Genomic DNA, 20,775 nt, shown 5'->3' with positions numbered 1-20,775 from the left:
CGCAGGGTGAGCCGGCGGGTCAGGCAGCCAGCGCGGTGGCGAGTCTGCGGGCCTCGGTCACCAACCGGCTCGTGCCGCCGCGCGCCACCACGTCACCCAGCCCCGGCACCTCGATGAGCACACCGGTCGCAGCGGCCGCCTCGGCCGCCAGATTGAGCAGGTCGGGCGTGCCGCGAGGTGGGGTGGGTGCGGCCAGCAACGGTGGCAGCGCGGCGGCGAGCAACCGCCAGACGCTCAGGCGGGCACCGGCCGCCATCGCGTCGCGCAGCGGTGTCGCCACCCGGGTCAGCGTCAGCTGGCCGTCCGCCGCCAACACGCCCAACTGGCCACCGACACCGGGAGAATCGAGGTCGCCGGCGGCTGCCAGCATCAGTAGGGCGTCGAGGGCGGCCACCCGGTCCACCTCGTGCCGGGCACACAGCCCGTACGCCAGCGCCAGGTCGAGCGCCGGGCCGCCCTCGCCGGTGCACTCGGCGAGCACCGGCAGGACCATGGCGAAATCCCGGGCGTCCTCCTGCGCGGCGCTGGCGATTTCAGGCAGGAGGTGGGCGGCGACCAGGCCCCGGTGCCCCGGCAGCAGCGCTGGCCACAGGTTGCTCCAGCGGTGCGGCCCTCGTCCGATCGGGTGCGCCGGCACGGTGAGGAGTCCGAGCGGGTCCGCTGCGCCCTCGGGCGGGGCGCTCGTGACGACGGTGCGTCTGACCGGCAGCTGGTCGAAGCCGTAGTCCCAGTTGCGTCTGCGCTCACGCCGGCCGACGGTGACCACCTCGTGGACCGGTGCCGGCAGGGCGTCGCCGCGCAGCCAACTGGCCAGTTCGTCGCCGGCCGGGGTGCCGAGCGCGGCGGCCCGGGTCGCCAGCGCCTCGTCCACGCCGACGGGCAGCCGCAGCAGGGCTTGGGTGAGATCCCACCGCCACACCGGACGGTCCCCGAGTGCGGCCAGCCGTTCATAGAGCGCGGTCGCGTCGAGGGCCCCGGTGACGGACGTCGGGGCGGCCAGCAGCCCGGGGTCGTTCCGTCCGTCCAGGCGCTGCCCGATCTCCGCGATCCGGGCGCAGTAGACCAGCGTGAGCGCGGACCCGTGGGGCGGCTCGACCGCCGGCCGGTTCCGGAACGGCCGCATCGTCCGGGTCAGTGACTGGCTGAGAATTCTGGACCACTGGTCGCGTCGGGTGGCCGCCTCGCCGGGTGCGGCGGCGGCCAGCAGAACGCCGTTCAGTTGGACCAGGACGTTGAACTCCGCCCACTGGTGGTCCCAGGCACCCACCTCGGCCCGCCGCAGCACCGGCAGTAGGGCGGTGGCCAGCCGGTCCCGGTCGGTGGTGGTCAATCGGACCAGCCCGTCGAGGACCCGCTCCAGGGTCGACGAGGGCCAGCGCTGGGCGTGCAGCGCGGCGACTTCCTCGACCAGTTCGTCCACCTCGGTGATCGGTGACGGAGCGGGTGCGGGCGACACCGGCGGGGGCAGCTCGTCGTCGGCCACTGCCACGGTGACCGTGGCGACCAGCCGATGGCCGTGCCGCTGCGCCAACGTCGCCGCGCGGTCGCGCAGGTCGGCGGCGGGATGTTCGGCACCCGACGCGAGTGCCTCGGCGATGTCGGCTGCCCGCTCGGGGTTCTGCCGGGCCAGTCTGTCCAACCAGGACAGCTGCGCCCGCACCAGCACCTTCTCCGGTCGGCCCAACACGACCCGCGAGGCGTCCAGCAGCGACTCGAACTCCACCTCGCGGCCCGAGTCGCGCAGCGCCCGCTGCGCGAGGCCGGCCACCGGTCCCGGTCCGTCGGCGAGCAGCCGCAGGTACGTGCTCGCCCGCGCCGCCACCTCGTCCGGGCTGGGTCCAAGCTGCTCGTGCAGGGCGAGGAACGGACGCAGCGCTCCGGGTCGGTCCCCGCGCAGGAGGCGGCCGAGAACCCCGTCCAGCAATGCCATCCGGTCGAGTCGACCCTCCATCGCGAGCGCCGCCAACGTCGGGGTCACCGCCTGCCCGGAGCCGGTGAAGGCCAGGTCCGCGCCGATCCCGTCGACCTCGAACAGGCGGGGCACCAGCGCGTCCAGGAACGGGTCGGCGCGCAGCCGGTCGAGCATCGGCACCTGCTGGCGCCCCTCGGCCGACCGCACCCACCACATCGAATGCGCCCAGCCGGCGACGAACGCGTCCCCGGTCGGCGGTGGCGCCTTCTCCGCCAGCAGCAGGTCCGCGATGAAGTGCCACCCGTCCCACGCTCGGCTGCGGGGCAGCCGCTCGGCCAGCCGGTACGCGAGGTCGGCCAGCCAGGGCACGCCCCGCTGCCGCGCTGCGGCGACCACCAGCTCGGAGTCGACGTCCTCCAACGTGACCGACCGCCGACCGAGCAGAGCCGCGGCCTTGGTCGCGGTGCTCAGCGTGCCCACGGCGGCTACCGCCAGCGCGGTCGCCTCCTTCCCCCACCACCAGTTGTCCCGCCGACGTCGGACGTGGGCGACCAGTTCGTCACCGAGCGCCCGCCGGGCCGGTTCGTCCAGCGTGTGCAGCGCTGCCTCGACGGTGCTCACGTCACCACGGATCAGCGCCCGGAAGAAGCCCGTCACGCCGTCACCTCCGCCACCATCGACACCGCGAGGGCATGCTTGCACGGGCCACGTTGCCCCTGGTGCGTCGCCCACCACCGGCAGGTGCACGTGAAGCCCCCGTCGGGCAGTCGGCGTACCCGGTAGTCCTCGTCGCCGCTGCGTACCGTGGCATGATCGCCGTCGCGGCGGACCGCGCCCTGCTCGACCAGCGTGCGCGCGCCGACCAGCCGGGGGTTGTCCCGCTCGGCCCGGCCGGCGTCGTGCGGCATCACCCGGTGGAAGTAGCCGGCGTCTGCGACGTCGTAGCCGACCCGTCCGGCGGTGCCGAGCTGGGCCAGGGCCGCGCGGACCCGGTCGTCGGGCAGGCCGGCCGCCTCGGCCAGCGCGACGACGTCGATCGTCGGATCCCAGGAGAGCAGGGCGCCGACCAGCTCCGCGTCGTCGATCACCTCGTCACCGGCGAGCGCGAGCAGTGCGGCCCCCTCGCCGGAGAACCCCCGGTACGGCTCGGGTGAGAGGGTCAGTGACAGCCGCAGCGACCCGGTGTCCAGCTCCCACGTGCTCGGCACGGCCGGTGAGCCGGTGCGCACCGTCGGCCCGTACACCCGCAGGGTGCGGGCGTGCCGGAGAAGCCCGCGCAGCGCCGCGAGTCGCCCCGCGCCGGCCAGACAGACCGCGCCCGGCGCCGGGCGCGAGGTCAGTCGGAGGGTGCGCCCGGCCGGTACCGCCCAGAGCACCGACCGATCGCTGCCCCCGGGCAGCCGGCGCAGGAACGCCGCTGCCTCCGTGGCGGGGACCTCGGCGCGCGGCTCGAACCCGGCGGTGAGAACGTGCACCTCGGCGAAGCCACGCATCCAACGCCCCGGCAGCGGGACCTTCCGCTCCACCACCGCCGCCTCCATTGTGGAGACGGTGAGGTCGTCCGGGCCGACAGCCAGGTGCAGCGGCTCGATCCCACCCACCCGGGCGAGGGCCTCGCGCAGCGGCGGGTTGACGTCGACGTTGGTGGTGCCGTGCCCGACGACCTCGCCGTCGAAGCCGGCCGGCACCACGTCCATCCGGGCGTACACCCCGCAACAGCCGGAGAAGGACTCGAAACGCAGCCGGTTCCGGCTGCCGGTCACCACCGGATCGAGGCTCGCCGGGCTGACCGGCTGGTGGTAGCGGGTGCGGGCCACCTCGGCCACGGCAAGCAGCCCGGCGGCCGCCGCCGCCGGGGTGGTGAGAAACCCGGAGAAGAAGCGCGGGTTGGCCGCCGGGCCGCCGCTGGTCTGGAGGTCGAGGCCAGCGGTACGCAAGGCGGACGGCTGGAGATATCGGTACGTCTGAACGGCGTTCACGGCGCACACCGTAGAGCGACCGACCGACATCCGTTCCGGTGCTTGCCCGTCGCTGCCCTCCCGAACCGCCCCGCCGCCTCAGGAACGGCGGGGCGGGCCGTTCGCACCTCGTCGGGTCACCTGTCGCCAGCGGCCCGCTCACGGTCGGCCTCGGCATCCGCGGCACCGGTCGGGACCCCGTCGCCGTCGCGGGCCGCGTGGGACAGGTCCACGTCGGCACCGGTCCGGGCGGCGTCGGCCGCCGCGTCGTCCGCGCCGACAATCTCCCCGCCGCCGTCGGCGCCCACGCCGTCGTCGTCGATGAGCTGTTCAGAGCCGGCCAGTGCGATCGGTACGTACCTGGGATCGGTCATCTCGTCCTCCTCGGGGGATCCGGAACTTCCCTAAGCGCTACCCCGAGATCCGTTCCACACACCCCCGCCCATGCCACCGACGGGCTCACTGTCGGCTGGGTAACCGCGCCGGCCGGAGCGGGCTTGGCCGGGGTGAGGTTTCGGGCCGGGCACAGTGGGCACTGGCCGCTCATGACCGACCAGCGCGGACCACACCTGGACGATTCACTCGGGTTCCTGCTCAACGGCTACGCCTGGCTACCCGCCCTGGCGCGACGCGACGGTCGGTCCACCGTGCGAACCCGCGTGATGGGCCAGCCGGCACTCACGCTGCGCGGGCCCGACGCGGTGCGGTTCTTCTACGACGAGCGGCAGGTACGTCGGCACGGGGCCATTCCGGAACCGGTACAGGGAACGTTGTTCGGCCACCGGGCCGTGCACACCCTCGACGGCGCGGACCACCGTCATCGCAAGGCGATGTTCCTGTCCCTGCTCACCGACCCGAGACGCGTCGCCGACCTGGTCGACCACGTCGGCGCGGCCTGGAACGAGGCGATCGCGAACAGCGGCGACGGGCGACGCGTCGTGCTCTTCGACGAGGCGAGTCGCGTGATCACCAAGGGCGTCTGCGGCTGGGCTGGGATTCCGGTCGACGACGCGGAGATCGCGCCGGTGGCCCGCGACCTGACCGCCCTGGTCGACGGCTTCGCCACAGTGGGTCCGCGACACTGGCGGGCGCGGCGCGCCCGTGGCCGGCGGGAGGACTGGCTGGCCGGGCTCGTCGAGCAGGTCCGCGCACATGTCGTCACCGCACCCGCGGGCTCCGTCCTCGAAGCGGTCGCCGGGCACCGCGACCGCGACGGCGAGCCCCTGGACCCCAAGCTCGCCGCGGTCGAGCTGCTCAACGTCATCCGCCCCACCGTCGCGGTGTCCTGGTTCGTGGCATTCACGGCCCACGCGCTGCACCTCTGGCCCGAGCACCGCGACCGGCTGCGCACCGGCGACGCCGCCTACGCCGTCGCGTTCGCCCACGAGGTACGCCGCTTCTACCCGTTCGCCCCGTTCGTGGGTGGCCGGGCCGTCACCGACCTGACCTGGCAGGGCCAGCATGTTCCCGCTGGGTCACTCGTGCTGCTCGACATCTACGGTCAGAACCACGATCCGGCGCTGTGGTCGGACCCGTACCGCTTCGACCCACAGCGATTCGTCGGGCGTGCTCCCGACCCGTACGAGCTCATCCCCCAGGGCGGGGCTGATCGGAGCACCGGGCATCGCTGCCCCGGCGAGGATGTCACAGTGGCTCTGCTCGCTGCCTTCGCCGGCTGGTTGGCGCGCCTGGACTACACAGTGCTCGAGCAGGACCTGACCATCTCGCTGCGCCGCATCCCCGCGCTGCCCCGCAGCCGATTCGTCCTGGCCGACGTGCGTCGGCCAGATCGGCCTGCCGAATTCGAACCGGTACGGCAGGCGACGCCGGACGCAGCAAGCTAGTCGGCGTGCGGCACTGCGGTCGCCGAGCACCGTTGGTCGGTCAGGCGGTGCCCAGTCGGACCATGAACTGGCAGCCGTCGGCGATGTTGCGCACCTCGACCCGACCTCCGTGCGCCTCCACGAGGCCACGAACGATGGCGAGACCGAGCCCTCCGGACGCCCCACCGTCGCCAGGCCCGGGGGTGCGGGCCGGTTCACCACGAAACGCGATGTCGAACAGCTGGGGAAGGTCGGCCGGTGGGATGCCGCCACAGGTGTCGGCAACGGACAGCCAGGCGTGCTCCCCCTCGCGGCCGGCCTCGATGCGGACGGTCCCGTCCTCCGGGGTGTAGCGGACGGCGTTCAGCAACAGGTTCGTCACCACCCGGGCCAGTTCCGGTTCGCTCGCGGCGACCATCGGCCATCCGGACTCGCTGGCGACCAGCTTGATCCGGCGAGCGTCGGCCAGCGGGGCGGTGCTTGCCAGCGCGTCCGAGACCACCTCGCCGAGCGGCACCGCCGTCAGCGACAACCGCAGCGCTCCCGCGTTGATCCGGGACAGCTCGAACAGGTCGTCGACGAGCCGGGTCATCCGGTCGGTCTCCAGCCGGATCCGCCGGTGGTACTCGTCGACCGTGTCCGGGTCACGGACCACCCGGTCCTCCAGCGCCTCGGCCATGGCCCGCAGCCCGGCGAGCGGCGTACGCAGGTCGTGCGAGACCCACGCGACCAGGTCACGCCGCCCCTTCTCCAGCTGTCGTTCCCGCTCGCGGGCCTGATCCCGCCAGACGGCGGCGAGTGCCAGTCGGCGGCCGAAGTGCCCGCCGACGGCGAGGCTGACCACGGCTGCGGCCGCGACGGTGATCAGCACCACCTCAAGATCATGTGGGGAGAGGAACATCGCCTCCGCGACCGCCATCACCCCGACGGTGACGGCGACGACCGTGGTGGTGAGCAGCACGCTGAGGTGCACGGTGATCGAGCTGCGCCGAAGCGCACGGAGCAGCACCGCACCGACGAACCCGATGGCAAGTGCCGCGCCGAGAGAGATCGCAAAGATCAGCAGGAGGTCACGCATGGGCGGGCTCGTACCGGTAGCCGACGCCCCAGACGGTCACGATCCGCCGTGGATCGGCCGGGTTGGCCTCGATCTTCTCCCGCAGCCGGCGTACGTGCACTGTCACTGTCGAGTGGTCGCCGAAGTTCCAGCCCCAGACCTGCTCCAGCAGTTCGGCCCGCCCGAACACCTGGGACGGGTGCCGCAGCAGGTGGACGAGCAGGTCGAATTCGCGCAGCGTCAGGGCCAGTTCGGTCCCGCCGAGGCGGGCGGTGCGGGACGCGGGGTGCACCACCAGCTCGCCGTCGGTCAGCGCCTCCGGTCGTTCGGGCGGCGGTTCACTGCCGGCACGACGGAGCACCGAGCGGACCCGCAGCACCAACTCCCGGGGGGAGAAGGGCTTGGTCAGGTAGTCGTCGGCGCCGAGTTGCAGCCCGAGGATCCGGTCCGACTCGTCACCGCGTGCGGTCAGCATGATGATCGGTACGCCATCCGGACGGGCTCGCAGCTCCCGGCACACCTGCAGGCCGTTGATCCGGGGCAGCATCAGGTCGAGCACGACCAGGTGAGGTGCCTGCCGCTGCACCGCCGCCAGGGCCGCTTCCCCGTCCGCGGCGAGGCTCACCTGGAAGCCGTCCTTCTCCAGGTAACGACGAATGACGTCGCTCACGGTCTGATCGTCGTCGACCACCAGCACGCGCTGTGTCACGAACCTCCCCCGTTCCGGCCCGTCATTCGCCGCACGTCCATCGGCCCAGCGTAGCCACGCAGCGTGGTCCGCCCGCACCAGCAAAAGCTTGCGAGGTTCTTACGGCTGCGCGAGCAGGCCCGCGCGGGCTTTCGCGAGGTCATACGGTGACCGGAATGCGGATACTTGTCACCGGTGCGGCCGGATTCATCGGCTCACACGTCGCCGATCTGCTCACCGACCGCGGGGACGAGGTGGTGGCCGTGGACGCGCTCCTGCCGGAGGCGCACGGTGCGACATCACCACCCTGGGCCGAGCGGCACGATCTCGTCGTCGGCGACATCCGTGACCTGGGACTACTGACCGGGCTGCTCGCCGGAGTCGACGCGGTGTGCCACCAGGCGGCCATGGTCGGCCACGGCGTCGATCCCGCCGACGCCCCCCGGTACGCCGCGCACAACGACCTCGGCACGGCCACCCTGCTCGCGGCGATGCACGCCACCGGGGTACGCCGCCTCGTGCTGGCCAGTTCGATGGTGGTCTACGGCGAGGGCCGCTACCACTGCCCGACACACGACATCGTCCGGCCCGCCGGCCGCCGAGCCGTCGACCTGGCGGAGGGCCGGTACGAGCCGACCTGCCCCCGCTGTGACCGGGTGCTCTCCCCCGGTCTCGTGCCGGAGGACGCACCGCTGGAACCGCACAGCACGTACGCCGCCACCAAGCTGGCTCAGGAACACCTCGCCGCCGCGTGGGCCCGGCAGACCGGCGGGTCGGTCTGGGCACTGCGCTACCACAACGTCTACGGCCCGCGGATGCCCCGCGACACCCCGTACGCCGGGGTCGCGTCGATCTTCCGGTCGGCGCTGGCCGCCGGGCAACCGCCCCGGGTCCTGGAGGACGGGCGGCAACGGCGCGACTTCGTGCACGTCACCGACGTTGCCGAGGCGAACCTGCTGGCGCTGACGACACCGGCACCGGAGCCGCTGGTCCCGGTCAACGTCTGCTCGGGTGAGCCGCACACCGTCGGTGAGCTGGCCCACGAGTTGGCCAGCGCGATGGGCGGGCCGGCGCCTGTCACGGTCGGGGGCGGACGGGCGGCGGACGTACGGCACGTGGTGGCCGATCCGGGCCGCGCGACCCGGCTGCTGGGTTTCACGGCCCGCACCGGTTTCGCCGCTGGCGTCGCCGACTTCACCACTGCGGTGATGCGGGCACCGGCGACGGTCAGGACCCCGTCCACAGCAGGTGGTTGACGGCGAGCGCGGTCGCGGCCTGGGCCGCCAGCCACCACCGTCGGTGGCTGGCGGGCAGGTGCGCGGTGGCGACCAGCAGCCAGACGGTGAACGGTAACCAGATGCGCTCCACCTCGGCCTTGCTCAGAGCGGACAGGTCCGCCGCGAGCACGGCCACCGCCGCCGCGATGGGCAACCACACAGTGGGTCCGGCGCTGGCGAACCGCTGCCGGAGGGTCGCCGCGAGCGGACGGCCCGGCCCTCGGATCGCAAGGGCGGCCACCGCCCGCCGCACCGCTGGCCCGGCCACCGGGCCGGCCGAGAGCAGCAGAGCGGCCAGGTTCGCCCAGACCCAGTAACCGAAGGGACGCTCCGCCGCCCAGCCCTGGTAGTAACGACGTGCCACCAGGTGGTAGCCGTCCAGCCACCAGAACCCGGCCAGGGTGAACACGGCGACAACCGCCGCGACGGCCGCCGCCGCGAGCAGGAACACGCCCAGGCGCTGCCGGGCCCGGAGCAGCACCACGGTCACGGCGAGCACCCCGACCAGGACGAACCCGTACGACAGGTAGAGCGCGAGACCGAGCAGCAGCCCGCCGGGTACGGCCCCGGCCCGACCACCCACCGCCAGCAGCGCCAGCCCGGCCGCGACCACCGCGGCGAAGATCCCGTCCGCGGACGCGCCCACCCAGACCGCCCCCGGGAAGAGAATCAGGAACGGCCACACCGCCCGAGCCGCGTCCTCGGCGCCAAGCGCCCGCAACGTCACCGGAACCGACACCGAGACCGTGGCTCCGAGCAGCACACAGGCGAGCCCCGCGGCAGCCCCGCCGCCCAGACCGATCCGTTCCAACCCCACGAAGAACAGCAACGCACCCGGTGGATGACCAGCGGTGTGCGTGGACCACGAATCGGGCTGGAAGTCGAGGATACGGGCGGCGAAGCCGGACAACATCGTGGCGACGTCCGTCACCCGGGGCACCTCATGCAGGTACTCGGCCTGCACCGTGAGCCGCTCGGTCAACCCGGCGGACCAGCCGTCCACCAGGGCCAGCGACAGTGTCCAGAGCACCGAGGCGAGGTATCCGACCGCCAGCAGCCACGGCCACCGTGTGTCGGTCGCCCAGCGCACGCCGTGCCAGACGCCCAGTGCCGCGACGAGAAGCGCGGCGGGGGTGCCCACACCCAGATGGGGCTGCCAACTGGCGTAGAGCGGAGCGGCGTCAGCGTGCAGCCGCACACCCCGATGGTTGAGCAGTGCCCCGACGGTGACGGCGGCGGCGAGCAGTGCCACCTCGGCACCGAGGACGATCAGGTCGGCGCGCCGGGATCGTCCCGGCCGGGTCATCGTGGTCATGGTGACGGCCGACGATACGACCTCCGACCAGCCACCCGACGGCTCGACGGTGAGACGTCAGGGACTCGTAAGACCCGTTGCCGCGTAAGCGATTCGTAAGGCGGCACGGCGGTCGGATCGGCGCGTGGCGGGCCTAGCGTCGCCGGTATGCACACAACGATCGACGTGGTGCTGCCGTGTCTGGACGAGGCGGCCGCACTGCCTGCCGTACTGAGCGGGCTACCGCCGGGCTACCGCGCCCTCGTGGTCGACAACGGCTCCACAGATGGTTCGCCGGTCATCGCCGCCGAGTACGGCGCCCGGGTCGTGCACGAGCCGACACGCGGGTACGGCGCGGCCGTGCACACCGGCCTGCTGGCAGCGGACGCCGATCTGGTCTGCGTCCTCGACGCGGACGGCTCGTTCGATCCAGCCGAGCTGCCCAGGCTCGTCGCGGCGGTGCTCGACGGTCGGGCGGATCTCGCCGTCGGGCGGCGGCGACCGGTCTCGGCGGACGCCTGGCCGTGGCATGCCCGTGCCGGCAACGCGCTGGTCGCGGCGTTGCTACGACGCCGTGGCGTCCCGGTGTACGACATCAGCCCGATCCGGGTGGCCCGTCAGGCAGCGTTGCTGCAACTCGGTGTCAACGACCGCGCGTTCGGCTATCCCCTGGAACTGCTGCTCCGCGCGGCCGGGGCGGGCTGGCGGATCGTCGAGCTGGACGTCGCGTACGCGCCCCGCGCCGCCGGCACCAGGTCGAAGGTCTCCGGGTCGGTCCGGGGCACCGTGCGGGCGGCCCGGGACTTCGCCGGAGTGCTGCGCGCCGGCGTCGGAGGTGGGAGATGAATGTCCTGCTCCTGGTCGCGAAGGCGCCGGTCCCGGGGCTGGTCAAGACCCGGCTCTGCCCGCCCGCTGATCCCACACAGGCCGCCCGGATCGCGGCGGCGGCGCTGCTGGACACCTTGGCGGCGTTGCGTGCCACCGCGTCGACCATTCCCGTGCTGGCCCACACCGGTCAGTTCGCCGACGCCGAGTCCGGCGCGGAGCTGACCGCCGCGCTGACGGGTTGGCACCTGATCCCGCAGCGCGGCGACACGTTCGCCGACCGCCTCGCCAACGCCCACGCCGACACCGGTACGGCCTTCCCCGGCCGACCGGTGCTGCAGATCGGCATGGACACACCGCAGGTCACGCCGGTCCTGCTCACCGCCGCGCTGGAGCGACTCGCCGAGCACGAGGCGGTGTTCGGACCAGCATTCGACGGTGGCTGGTGGGCACTCGGGTTACGCGATCCGGCCAACGGGAGCGTGTTGCGCGACGTACCCATGTCGACCGGCGACACCGGCCGACGCACCCTCGCCGCTCTTCGCGGGCGCGGCGTGCACCCGGCGATCCTGTCCGTCCAACGGGATGTCGACGACTGGCCGACAGCGTTGGCGGTCGCGGCCGACCTACCCGGCACCCGGTTCGCTGACGCCGTGGCGTCGGTAGGCGGCCAACTGGTGAGCGGACGCCTCCGGTGAGGTCGACGATCAGTCTCGGCGGTTTCGACGTGGTGCTGGGCAGGCTCGACGCGTGGCCGGCCGGTCCGGACGATTCCGGTACGCCGGCCGCCGCGTTGCCCCCGGCGCAACGCGAACACTGGCTGGTGCACGCCGACGGGCGACGTGACCTGCTGCCGGTACGCCGCTGGCACGGCCCACCCGAACCGGCGATCGAGTCCGTCGCCGCCCGGTGTACCGGCCCCACGATCGACCTCGGCTGCGGCCCCGGCCGGCTGACCATGGCACTCGCCCAACGAGGCCTCGTCGCACTGGGGGTGGACATCTCCGCCGAGGCGGTACGCCTGACTCGGGGCCGGGGTGTGGTCGCCCTGCGACGTGACGTCTTCGAACCACTTCCCGGCGAGGGGCGGTGGGCACACGCCCTGCTCGTCGATGGCAACATCGGCATCGGCGGGGACCCGGTCCGACTGCTGCGCCGGTGCGGCGACCTGATCGCGGCCGATGGGACGCTGGTGGTCGAGGTGGACCCTCCTGGCGCCGGCCTGTGGCAGGGACAGGCGTACGTCCTGTCCTGCTCGCGCCGTGGATCGGCGTTCAGCTGGGCTCGCGTCGGGGTGGAGGCGATGGACCGCACCGCGGCCGCCGCCGGCATGCGGGTCGTCGACGGTTTCCGGTCCGGCCCGCGCTGGTTCACCGAGTTGGCGCGCCGATGAAGCACAAGCCACGCGTTCCCACCCCGGAGGACTTTCCGGCGCCGTCACACTCGCCACTGGTCGCCGCCCGCCTCGGCCTCTGGCTCGGGGTGGCGTTCGGGCTGTGCTTCGTCACCGGACTGCTGAGCCACTACATCCAGCACCCGCCGGGCTGGTTCACCTGGCCGACCCGACCGGTCAACCTCTACCGAGTCACCCAGGGCGTCCACGTGCTCTCCGGGATCGCGGCGATCCCGTTGCTGCTCGGCAAACTGTGGAGCGTCTACCCCCGGCTGTTCGTCCGTCCGCCCCTGCGCCAGCCGATCCGGTTGTCCACGCACGTCCTCGAACGGATCTCCGTCCTGGTCCTGGTCTGCGCAGCGTTCTTCGAACTGGTCACGGGCCTGTTCAACGTGGCGCAGTCGTACCCGTGGGGGTTCTTCTTTCCGACGGCGCACTACGCGGTCGCCTGGCTGGTGGTGGGCGCGTTGCTGCTGCACATCGCAGTGAAGCTCCCGGTCGCCAGTGCGGCGCTGCGAACGCCACTGCGGCGGGAGGATGTGGGTGAGGCTGCGTCCACCGGGCGCGACGATCGAGACTCGTCCGGACGGCGCGCGTTCCTGCGTACCTCGGCAGGCGTCGCCGGCGTCGCCGTGCTGGCCACCGCCGGGGTCACAGTGCCGTGGCTGCGCCGGGTGTCCCCGCTGGCCTGGCGGTCCGCGTCCGGACCGCAGGGCGTGCCGATCAACCGTACGGCGGCGGCGGCCCGCATCGTCGTTCCACCGGACTGGCGGCTGGAGATCGTCTGGCCGGGCGGCCGGGGCACCCTGTCCCTGGCCGAGCTGACCGCCCTGCCACAACGCACCGCGGCACTGCCGATCGCCTGTGTCGAGGGCTGGAGCGTCTCCGCAAACTGGACCGGCGTACCCGTCGTCGAGCTGCTCCGACGGCTCGGGGCGCCGACCGGCCGACCGGTTCGGGTCTCCTCGCTGGAGACCGACGGTCTCTACGCGGCAAGCACGCTCCCGCCGGCCCATGCCGGCGACCCGCTGACCCTGCTCGCACTGCGGATCAACGGCGAAGAGCTGTCCGCCGACCACGGACACCCCTGCCGTCTCATCGCTCCGAGCCGGCCGGGCGTCCTCCAGACCAAGTGGGTGGCCCGACTGGAGGTGCTGCGGTGAGAGCCGTCCGCCTGTTCCTGGTCGCACTCGGTGCCGCGGCGGCGGCGTACGGGGGTTGGCTGCTCCTCCCCCAGCTCGGCACCCCAGTGCCCTGGCTGATCGGCGGCCCGGTGCTGCACGACCTCCTGGTGGCACCGCTGGTCGGGCTGGTCGGGCTGGCGCTGGGCCGGCTGGTGACAGACCGGCTACGCCGGGCCTGGATCAGCGCGGGCCTGCTGGCCAGCGCCACATTGCTGCTGATCGCGGTGCCACTGCTGTGGCGACCGCCCTCGGCACCTCCGAACCCGGGCCTGCCGGACCGCGACCATCCGCTGGGCCTCGCTGCCGGGCTGGCCGTCATCTGGGCCGTCACCGCTGTCGCTCTGGTGGTCGGCACGGTCAGCCGCCGCGTCAGGGACCGACGAGCCGACCGTCAGTGAGTGGGTCCCACACGCGCTTCCTTCCACTCCGCTCCGCTCCGAGGAGGAGTTCGCATGTCAGAAGGACCAGTCCCCACTGCCGACCGACCACCGATCGGCGTGATCGGCGGATCCGGTTTATACGAGTTCCTCGACGACGTCGCCAACCTCACCGTCGACACCCCGTACGGACCGCCAAGCGACGGCCTGTCCATCGGGAGACTCGCCGGGCGCCCGGTGGCGTTCCTGCCCCGCCACGGGCGGCGTCACACCCTTGCGCCGCACCGCATCAACTACCGGGCCAACCTGTGGGCGCTGCGAGCGATCGGTGTCCGCCAGGTGCTCGCAGCGGGCGCCGTGGGCGGCCTGCGACCGGATCTGGGCCCCGGGACCCTTGTCGTGCCGGACCAACTGGTCGACCGGACCAGCGGCCGCGAGCAGACCTACCACGACGGAACGCCCGGCGCCGACGGGCAGCTGCCCGGGGTGGTCCATGCTCCGTTCGCCGACCCCTACTGTCCGGTCGGACGCGCCACGGTCCTCGACGCCGGCCGCTCCGCCGGCTGGCAGCCGGTCGACGGCGGCACCATGGTCGTCATCGAGGGGCCCCGGTTCTCCACCCGCGCCGAGTCACGCTGGTATGGCCGAGAGGGCTGGTCGGTCGTCGGCATGACCGGCCACCCCGAAGCGGTTCTGGCACGCGAACTGGCACTGTGTTACACCGCGCTGTCGCTGGTGACCGACCTCGACTCCGGCGTCGAGGTCGGTCACGGTGTGACCCAGCAGGAGGTGTTCGCGGTCTTCGCACGAAACGTCGATCGCCTGCGCGGCCTGCTCAGCGAGGCGGTGACGACGTTGCCGGAGGGCCAGGACGACTGCCCCTGCGACTGGAGCCCAGCGGGCACGGAGAACGGCACCACCGATGACGCTCGGCATGACTAGTGTTTCGGTATGGCACAACGACTCGTCAGCGTGTGGCAACCGTTCTTCCTCGTCAGCGAAAGTCGGGGTGCGGCCATCGATGCCGCGACCGAGCTGGAGGAGCTCGGCTATGCACGGCTCTGGTTCTCGGGCGGTTTCGGGGAGAACGTCGCCCCCCGCTTCCGGGAGATCCTGGACGGGACCACCCGCATCGGGGTCGCGTCGGGGATCGTGAGCATCTGGCACTCGTCGCCCCCTGAGGTGGCGGCATTCGCGCAGGACGCGGAGCGGGCCCATCCCGGCCGGTTCCTGCTCGGCCTCGGCGCCAGTCACGCTGTGCTGCTGGAAGGCAGTGGCACCGCCTACCGCAAGCCGTATTCGAAGATGGTGGACTACCTCGACGGTCTTGACGCTGCCGGGCTCCCTCCGGAGCGGCGGATCCTGGCCGCACTCGGCCCACGGATGCTCGAACTCTCCCGCGACCGTTCAGCCGGGGCGCACCCATACTTCGTCCCTGCCAAACACACCGCAGAGGCCCGCGCGGCACTCGGGCCAGACCGGCTCCTCGCTCCCGAGGTCGCGGTGGTCCTCGACGCAGACCCCACCACCGCGCGCGCCACGGCCCGGCAGTACACGAGCGGATATCTCGCACTGCCGAACTACACCAACAACCTGCGGCGGTTCGGCTGGACCGACGAGGACTTCGCCGGCGGCGGCAGCGACCGCCTCGTCGACACCCTGATCCCCTGGGGCACAGCCGAGCAGGTCGCGGCCGGGCTGGAAAAGCACTACCGGGCCGGCGCGGACGAGGTGGCGGTCCAGGTGCTCAACGGCGGTGACGCCACGGCGTTCCCCGCCGACGCGTTCCGCGCTCTCGCCGCGATCCTGATCTGACCTTCCACAGAAGGCCCGCGTCCGGTGTGAGGTGATGGGGTGGTGACAGCAGAGGCAGCGGGAGCGTTCCGCCGGACGGCACTCGAGCGAGCAGATCAGCAGGTCGCCTGGGCCCGGGCTGACCAGGCCTTCTTCGCTGCCGGAGCGTGTCACATCCTCGCCTGGGCCTGTCGAGACGCATACCCCGCCCGGTCGATCGACGTGGCGGCGGTGCGTCTGGCGGGCGACACGCAGATCTTCCACGCCTACGCGAGCTGGAATGGTTGGGCGTTCGACCATTCGGGGTGGAATCCGGAGCCGCAACTGTTGGCCGTCAACGCCGACTTCGAGGGCCATCCGCTGGAGCGCGTCGGGATCACTGTCGATCTCGCTGAATTCTGTACAGAGCACCACCACCGGATGCCGGACCAGTTCTGGCGCGACCCAGTGCCCCGTGCTCGCCGGTATGTTGGCCTGTTCACCCCGCCCTGGGCGTAGCGCCAGTCGGAACCAGGCCGAACCACTCGGAGTGCTCGGAGAAGGTGAGTTCCTTCAGCGCCTGCCGCATGCGGCCATTCTAGGTAAGCACGGCCGGCCGCAGAAGCAAGATCACCACTCATTCGATAGGCACCCTAGGATCGGGCGGTATGACGTCAGCCCCTGCCGCCACAGCCTTCGACTCGCTGCGCCTCGACGCCGTACCCGACCAGGAGGCGCTTCGCCGGGTCTACGAACTCCCCAGTGACGCGGCCGTGCGAAAGCAGATGACCGAACTCACCGAGCAGACCCGGCGGCTGATCGCCTGCTCGTCGCTGGTCCTGGTGGCCAGCGTGGACGCCGAGGGCAACTGCGACGTCACCCCGCGCGGCGGCCCCGCCGGGTTTGTCGCCGTCCTGGACGCACGGACGGTGGCGATACCGGACGCCACCGGCAACAAACGTCTGGACACCCTGCAGAACGTCATCGCCACCGGGCGGGCCGGGCTGATGTTCGTCATCCCTGGGCGCACCACGACGCTCAGGGTGAACGGCCGGGCCTGCGTCTCCACCCGCCCGGAGCTGCTGTCGCAGCTGACCGCCGTGGGCAAGCCACCGGCCAGCGCGCTGGTGCTGGGGATCGAGGAGGTCTACCCGCACTGTCCCAAGGCACTGCTGCGCAGCGGGGCCTGGAAGCCGGAGCAGTGGCTGCCGGCGGACGCCCAGCCGACCTCGGCCGAGGTGACGCTGGCCCAACTGCGGATGCCGGAGCTAACCATCGCCGACATCGAGAAGACGGAGGCGGACTCGCTGAAGTACCGGTACGAGTGACGGGACAAGCGCCTCAGGCCGATTGTGTGTCACCGTTCGCAGACTTCTTCGCGTACCCGCTCATCGGTCAGCGGCGCACCCGGTAGCGCAGGTGGAGCACCCGGTTGCCCGGAATCACCGCGTCAGGTTCCTCCAACAGGTGCTGCGCGTCGACCGACCCGAAGTAGCGCTTGCCGGACCCGAACACGACGGGTACGACGTCCATGCGCACCTCGTCGACCAGGCCCGCGGCAAGCACCTGTCCGCCGACGTCGCCGGCGGCGACCTCGACGATGCGGTCACCCGCAAGCTCCTGCGCCCTGGCCACGGCTGCCTCGACGCCGTCGACGAAGTGAAACGGCGCCTCGGGGTCCCAGCCCTCGGGCTGCGGCCGGTGCGTCACGACGACCACGTGGTCGATCCCGCTCGGAGGCTTCCCGTCCCAGCCGTCCGTCATGTCGAAGACGTGGCGGCCGGTGATCGTCGCCCCGATCTGGTCCCAGTAGGACCGGGTGTAGTCGTAGGACGCCTGTGACACCTTCAACGCGCCGCTCTCGTCCAACGGCACGTCACCGCTGAGCAACCAGTCGAACAGCGGTCCGGGCTGGTCGTTGTCGTCGGCGATGAAGCCGTCCACCGACACCGAGCTGTACATGACCACTTTGCCCATGGGCGCTCCTCTGATTGCGGATGCCCTCAGGTTAGAGTCTCGTGAGCTGCCGTTCTTGTAAGAAATCAATCGGCCGGTAGCGGCCAGCCGTCCAGCACGTGGCCGGGATGTTCGCGCAGGAACCGTCGCCGGACTTCGACGTACCGTGTCGGTGTGAGCCCGGTGAACGCCCGGAACTCGTGGCCGAAGTGGGCCTGGTCGAAGTAGCCCGCCCTACTGGCGAGGTCGGCCCAGTCGATCGGTTCGGCGGGGTTGATCGAGAGCACGGTGACGGTGAAGCGGTAGGTGCGGGCCAGCCGCTTCGGCGTGACGCCGATGAGTTCCTTGAACCGCTGTGCCAGGTGAGTGCTGCTGACACCGGCTGAAACCCTCAGGTCGTCGATAGCCACCGCCCCGCTGGTCGCCGCGATCACGCTGCTCGTGTGGCGGACCAGCCCCAGGCCGGCCGCGTCGCCCAGCCGTCGCATCAGCTCCTGCTCCAACAGCGTCAGCATCTCGTGAGGTCCGTCTGCCGCGTTCAGCCGGTCTCGCAGCTCAGCAATGGCCGGCCGGCCCCACACCTGCTCCACCGTCACCGGCCGGTCACACAGCTCGGCCGCGGGCATCGGCAGGAACAGCGCCAGCCCCCAGGGCTTGAAGTGCACGCCGACGGACCGGGTCACCGACGGATAGCTGAACTCGAAGGCGCGGGTGGGCATGGTGACCACGCAGCCGTCGGCGTACTCGGCCGTCTCGATGTCGGTGCCGGCACGAATGCGGAACGGCGCCCCGAGGTTGACGATGAGGAACGCCGCCGGACTTGCCGGCAGCGTCAGCCGGGCGTACGGCGGCGCACCCTCCAGGTAGTAGAGGTCGTCGATCAGCCCGTCCAGCGGCGGTCGCGGCACTCGGGACACGTACTCCACGCGCACAGCATCGCCGACGCGGCGCCGGCCGCAACATTGACTGGCCGGTCTACGAGTCGTCTCGGCCCTGCCAGGTCGTCACACAAGCCTCGTTACCCTCGATATCGGCGAGAACCCAGAAGGCGGGAGCATCGGACGCGGACACAAGTCGGCCACCGGCCGTCAGCGCGGCTTCGATCCGCCGTGGTGCCTCGTCGTGCGGGACACAGATGTCGAAGTGGATGCGATTCCGGTCCGGGCGTGGCTGGTCCATCTGCTGAAACCAGATCGTCGGACTCTGCCCGACCGGGTCGACGATGGGATCCTTGGGACCGTCGGCTCCCGGCTCGTCCGTGTAGCCCAGCACGGCCTTCCAGAACGGCCGGACCGCTGCGATGTCGAGCGCGTCGACAGCGATCTCCACGAGCTGAACCGACCGCGGCGCTCCCGTACCAATCTCAGGCTCCGTCCGTAGCCCAACGGCCCGCATGGCGGCGGAAATCCGATGCGCAAGGTCGATATCGCAAGCGGTGAGCGCCGCCTGATCCATCGACTGAAGGGTCAAGACGACCCGGTCTGGCCGGATATCAGCGCGTAGGTGCCCATCGGCGTCGCTGCCGCACGCCGCCACCACGCGCGCCGCCACGTCGGCTGCCTGGACCAATGAGCCGACGGGGACCGACGTGCGCATCGCGCCCAGCAGATACCGCCATCCCTGGTCGCTGATCGCGTCCGAGGCCGCCCGCCGACTCAGTGTCTGTTCCATTCAGGCATCCTCACATGTGCCCGTCGTGACTTCCGCCCGCTGGCAGACGCGGCCTGGTCGGCGAGGATCCGCACCATCGCCACGGTCCGCATCACCTCAGGCCGAGTCGAACCTCAGAGGGCCGTGCGCGACCACTGCTGGTTGGTGCCGGTGTTGCACGAATACTGCTTCAGGACCACGCCGTCAGCCGTCGACAACGCCGGTACGTCCACGCATTTGCCGCTGTGGCGTGCGCGGAGCTGGAAGTAGCCACCGTTGGTCACCATCTGGAACTGCTGGTTGGTGCCGGTGCCGCAGGTGTACTGGACGAGTTCGGCACCGTCGGCGGTGGAAGCGCTCACCACGTCGAGGCACTTTCCGCTGTGCCGGCTGACGATGCGCCAGTAGCCGCTGCCGGCGTCCTGGAACTGCCACTGCTGCCACGCATTGCCGCCGTAGGTGTACTGACCGACGCGCGCACCGTTGTCGGTGTTCGGTGACTGGACGTCCATGGCCTTGCCGCTGTGCCGCGCGGTGATCCGGTAGAACGTGCCCGTCGCCGGCGGAGGCGTCGTGGGGCCTCCCCCGCTGGTGTCGCCCCACGCGTACCGGATCTGGTCAGCGCCGGAGGTGTTGCGGACCGTCAGGTTGAGGTCGGTGCCGCTGCCGCTGAGGGAGAACATCGAGTACCAGTCGTATCCGATGCTGCCCGGTTTGCCGCCGAGGGCGGGCCAGTAGGTGCCGCCCATCTGGTTGTCGCGCATGACCTGGGCCATGGCGCGGATGTGTCGCACGAAGTTGTCCGTGCTGCTGGCGTCGGCGTAGTTGCGGCCGTCGTTCATGGGCGCGCCGAACTCGGTCGCGACCGCCCGTGAGGCGCAGTTGCCGAGACGGGTCTGCATGTGGCTTCGGAAGGCGTCGTAGGTCATTGCGCCGTAGAAGAAGGCGTAGTGGTGGAAGGACAGCAGCGTCGCGTTGAAGCGGCTGTCGTTGCAGATGTCCCGCAGGTCCTGGCTGAAGCCGGTGCCGCCGATGAGCACCCGACCGGGCACGGCCGAGTAGTGGTAGCTGAGCCAGTTGGCCGCAACCGTGCGCCACTCCGCCGAACTGTAACCGTGCGGCTCGTTCATCGGCTCGAAGTAGACGTTGGTGTTCGAGCCGTACGTGTTGGTCACCGTCGACCACATCGCGTTCCAGGCGGCGAGGTTGGTGATCCTGCCGCCGGAGGCGGCGCCGTCCTCCCAGTAGGCCAGGATGACCTTGAATCCGCGGGCGGTGGCGGCGTCGATGGCGCCTCGGTAGGCGTCCCACCACGCCGTCCCCACCGTGTGGGTGTTGATGGGCAGCCGGACGGTGTTGACCCCCATGGTGGAGGCCATGTCGTCGTAGAGGGCATTGGCCTTGGCCCGCACTGTCGCGTTGCTGTCGGACGAGCTCAGGCCCTGCACGACGAGCGGGCCGGTGCTGAAGTTGTCACCCAGCACTGCCCAGTTCATGCCGCGGAACTGGTTGGTGGCGGCAGTGGCCGGCGACGACGTGACGACGACGACGCCGACCATCGCGGTCATCGCGGCCGCCAGGGCGATCAGTATCCGGCGCATCAACCGG

21 protein-coding genes are annotated in these 20,775 nt (G+C 71.5%); 11 read left to right on the top strand and 10 right to left on the bottom strand.

The annotated features are described in order from the left end of the window. Positions 1–19: 19 nt before the first annotated feature. From KBX46_RS21520 to KBX46_RS21510, 3 genes are all read right to left on the bottom strand, one after another. Positions 20–2,569, bottom strand: a complete 2,550-nt coding sequence (locus tag KBX46_RS21520; RefSeq protein WP_210793815.1) for a DUF6493 family protein — start codon at positions 2,567–2,569, stop codon at positions 20–22. Beyond that, positions 2,566–3,891, bottom strand: coding sequence for an SWIM zinc finger family protein (locus KBX46_RS21515; protein WP_210793814.1), 1,326 nt, complete (start codon positions 3,889–3,891; stop codon positions 2,566–2,568). Before KBX46_RS21515 ends, KBX46_RS21520 begins: the two co-directional genes overlap by 4 nt. A 116-nt stretch (positions 3,892–4,007) precedes the next feature. Continuing rightward, entirely contained in the window at positions 4,008–4,244 is a 237-nt protein-coding gene (locus tag KBX46_RS21510) for a hypothetical protein (RefSeq protein ID WP_099854988.1), read from the bottom strand. A gap of 171 nt (positions 4,245–4,415) precedes the next feature. Here KBX46_RS21510 and KBX46_RS21505 point away from each other — a divergent pair, with 171 nt between their 5' ends. Further along, positions 4,416–5,714, top strand: coding sequence for a cytochrome P450 (locus tag KBX46_RS21505; protein ID WP_210793813.1), 1,299 nt, complete (start codon positions 4,416–4,418; stop codon positions 5,712–5,714). 40 nt (positions 5,715–5,754) lie between these two features. On the opposite strand, the gene KBX46_RS21500 is transcribed toward KBX46_RS21505, so the two are convergent. Continuing rightward, on the bottom strand, positions 5,755–6,771 hold the full coding sequence (locus tag KBX46_RS21500) for a sensor histidine kinase KdpD (RefSeq protein ID WP_210793812.1): 1,017 nt from the start codon (positions 6,769–6,771) through the stop codon (positions 5,755–5,757). Further along, positions 6,764–7,459: a response regulator transcription factor gene (locus KBX46_RS21495; RefSeq protein ID WP_210793811.1), complete on the bottom strand. Its 696-nt coding sequence runs from the start codon at positions 7,457–7,459 to the stop codon at positions 6,764–6,766. Before KBX46_RS21495 ends, KBX46_RS21500 begins: the two co-directional genes overlap by 8 nt. Before the next feature lie 155 nt (positions 7,460–7,614). Between KBX46_RS21495 and KBX46_RS21490 the strand changes: the two genes are divergently transcribed. Then, positions 7,615–8,694: an NAD-dependent epimerase/dehydratase family protein gene (locus KBX46_RS21490; RefSeq protein WP_210793810.1), complete on the top strand. Its 1,080-nt coding sequence runs from the start codon at positions 7,615–7,617 to the stop codon at positions 8,692–8,694. On the opposite strand, the gene KBX46_RS21485 is transcribed toward KBX46_RS21490, so the two are convergent. After that, positions 8,666–10,030, bottom strand: a complete 1,365-nt coding sequence (locus KBX46_RS21485; RefSeq protein WP_210793809.1) for a hypothetical protein — start codon at positions 10,028–10,030, stop codon at positions 8,666–8,668. The genes KBX46_RS21490 and KBX46_RS21485 overlap by 29 nt on opposite strands. A gap of 147 nt (positions 10,031–10,177) precedes the next feature. On the opposite strand from KBX46_RS21485, the gene KBX46_RS21480 reads away from it, so the two are divergent. The 9 genes from KBX46_RS21480 to KBX46_RS21440 all read left to right on the top strand — a co-directional run bounded on the left by KBX46_RS21480 (position 10,178) and on the right by KBX46_RS21440 (position 16,889). Beyond that, positions 10,178–10,855, top strand: a complete 678-nt coding sequence (locus tag KBX46_RS21480) for a glycosyltransferase family 2 protein (RefSeq protein WP_210793808.1) — start codon at positions 10,178–10,180, stop codon at positions 10,853–10,855. Continuing rightward, a complete protein-coding gene (locus KBX46_RS21475) occupies positions 10,852–11,532 on the top strand; it encodes a DUF2064 domain-containing protein (RefSeq protein ID WP_210793807.1) in 681 nt (226 codons plus the stop codon). Before KBX46_RS21480 ends, KBX46_RS21475 begins: the two co-directional genes overlap by 4 nt. A gap of 29 nt (positions 11,533–11,561) precedes the next feature. Further along, positions 11,562–12,227 carry a class I SAM-dependent methyltransferase gene (locus tag KBX46_RS21470; RefSeq protein ID WP_210793855.1) on the top strand — a complete coding sequence of 222 codons (666 nt, stop codon included), beginning with the start codon at positions 11,562–11,564 and terminating at the stop codon, positions 12,225–12,227. After that, a complete protein-coding gene (locus KBX46_RS21465) occupies positions 12,224–13,390 on the top strand; it encodes a molybdopterin-dependent oxidoreductase (RefSeq protein ID WP_210793806.1) in 1,167 nt (388 codons plus the stop codon). The genes KBX46_RS21470 and KBX46_RS21465 overlap by 4 nt, the downstream gene beginning before the upstream one ends. Further along, entirely contained in the window at positions 13,387–13,809 is a 423-nt protein-coding gene (locus KBX46_RS21460) for a hypothetical protein (protein WP_210793805.1), read from the top strand. Before KBX46_RS21465 ends, KBX46_RS21460 begins: the two co-directional genes overlap by 4 nt. Positions 13,810–13,863: 54 nt before the next feature. Further along, positions 13,864–14,730, top strand: a complete 867-nt coding sequence (locus tag KBX46_RS21455) for an S-methyl-5'-thioadenosine phosphorylase (protein ID WP_210793804.1) — start codon at positions 13,864–13,866, stop codon at positions 14,728–14,730. 9 nt (positions 14,731–14,739) lie between these two features. Next, the gene (locus KBX46_RS21450) at positions 14,740–15,603 is read left to right on the top strand and encodes an LLM class F420-dependent oxidoreductase (RefSeq protein ID WP_210793803.1); all 864 of its coding nucleotides are present in this window, start codon (positions 14,740–14,742) and stop codon (positions 15,601–15,603) included. Positions 15,604–15,645: 42 nt separating this feature from the next. After that, positions 15,646–16,080 (top strand): hypothetical protein, encoded by a 435-nt coding sequence (locus KBX46_RS21445; protein WP_210793802.1) that lies wholly within the window; start codon positions 15,646–15,648, stop codon positions 16,078–16,080. 149 nt (positions 16,081–16,229) lie between these two features. After that, the gene (locus tag KBX46_RS21440) at positions 16,230–16,889 is read left to right on the top strand and encodes an MSMEG_1061 family FMN-dependent PPOX-type flavoprotein (RefSeq protein WP_210793801.1); all 660 of its coding nucleotides are present in this window, start codon (positions 16,230–16,232) and stop codon (positions 16,887–16,889) included. Between the two features lie 67 nt (positions 16,890–16,956). On the opposite strand, the gene KBX46_RS21435 is transcribed toward KBX46_RS21440, so the two are convergent. From KBX46_RS21435 to KBX46_RS21420, 4 genes are all read right to left on the bottom strand, one after another. Further along, entirely contained in the window at positions 16,957–17,538 is a 582-nt protein-coding gene (locus KBX46_RS21435) for a dihydrofolate reductase family protein (protein WP_210793800.1), read from the bottom strand. Positions 17,539–17,603: 65 nt separating this feature from the next. Next, positions 17,604–18,443, bottom strand: coding sequence for a helix-turn-helix domain-containing protein (locus KBX46_RS21430; RefSeq protein ID WP_308159653.1), 840 nt, complete (start codon positions 18,441–18,443; stop codon positions 17,604–17,606). 49 nt (positions 18,444–18,492) lie between these two features. After that, entirely contained in the window at positions 18,493–19,188 is a 696-nt protein-coding gene (locus KBX46_RS21425; protein ID WP_210793799.1) for a VOC family protein, read from the bottom strand. A gap of 113 nt (positions 19,189–19,301) precedes the next feature. After that, positions 19,302–20,768 carry an RICIN domain-containing protein gene (locus KBX46_RS21420; protein WP_247667909.1) on the bottom strand — a complete coding sequence of 489 codons (1,467 nt, stop codon included), beginning with the start codon at positions 20,766–20,768 and terminating at the stop codon, positions 19,302–19,304. Positions 20,769–20,775 lie beyond the last annotated feature (7 nt).

This window comes from Micromonospora sp. C81 (genome assembly GCF_018070425.1).
In the GTDB taxonomy this organism is placed as follows: Bacteria; Actinomycetota; Actinomycetes; order Mycobacteriales; family Micromonosporaceae; genus Micromonospora; species Micromonospora zamorensis.
This window is presented reverse-complemented; position numbering and strand designations above follow the sequence as displayed.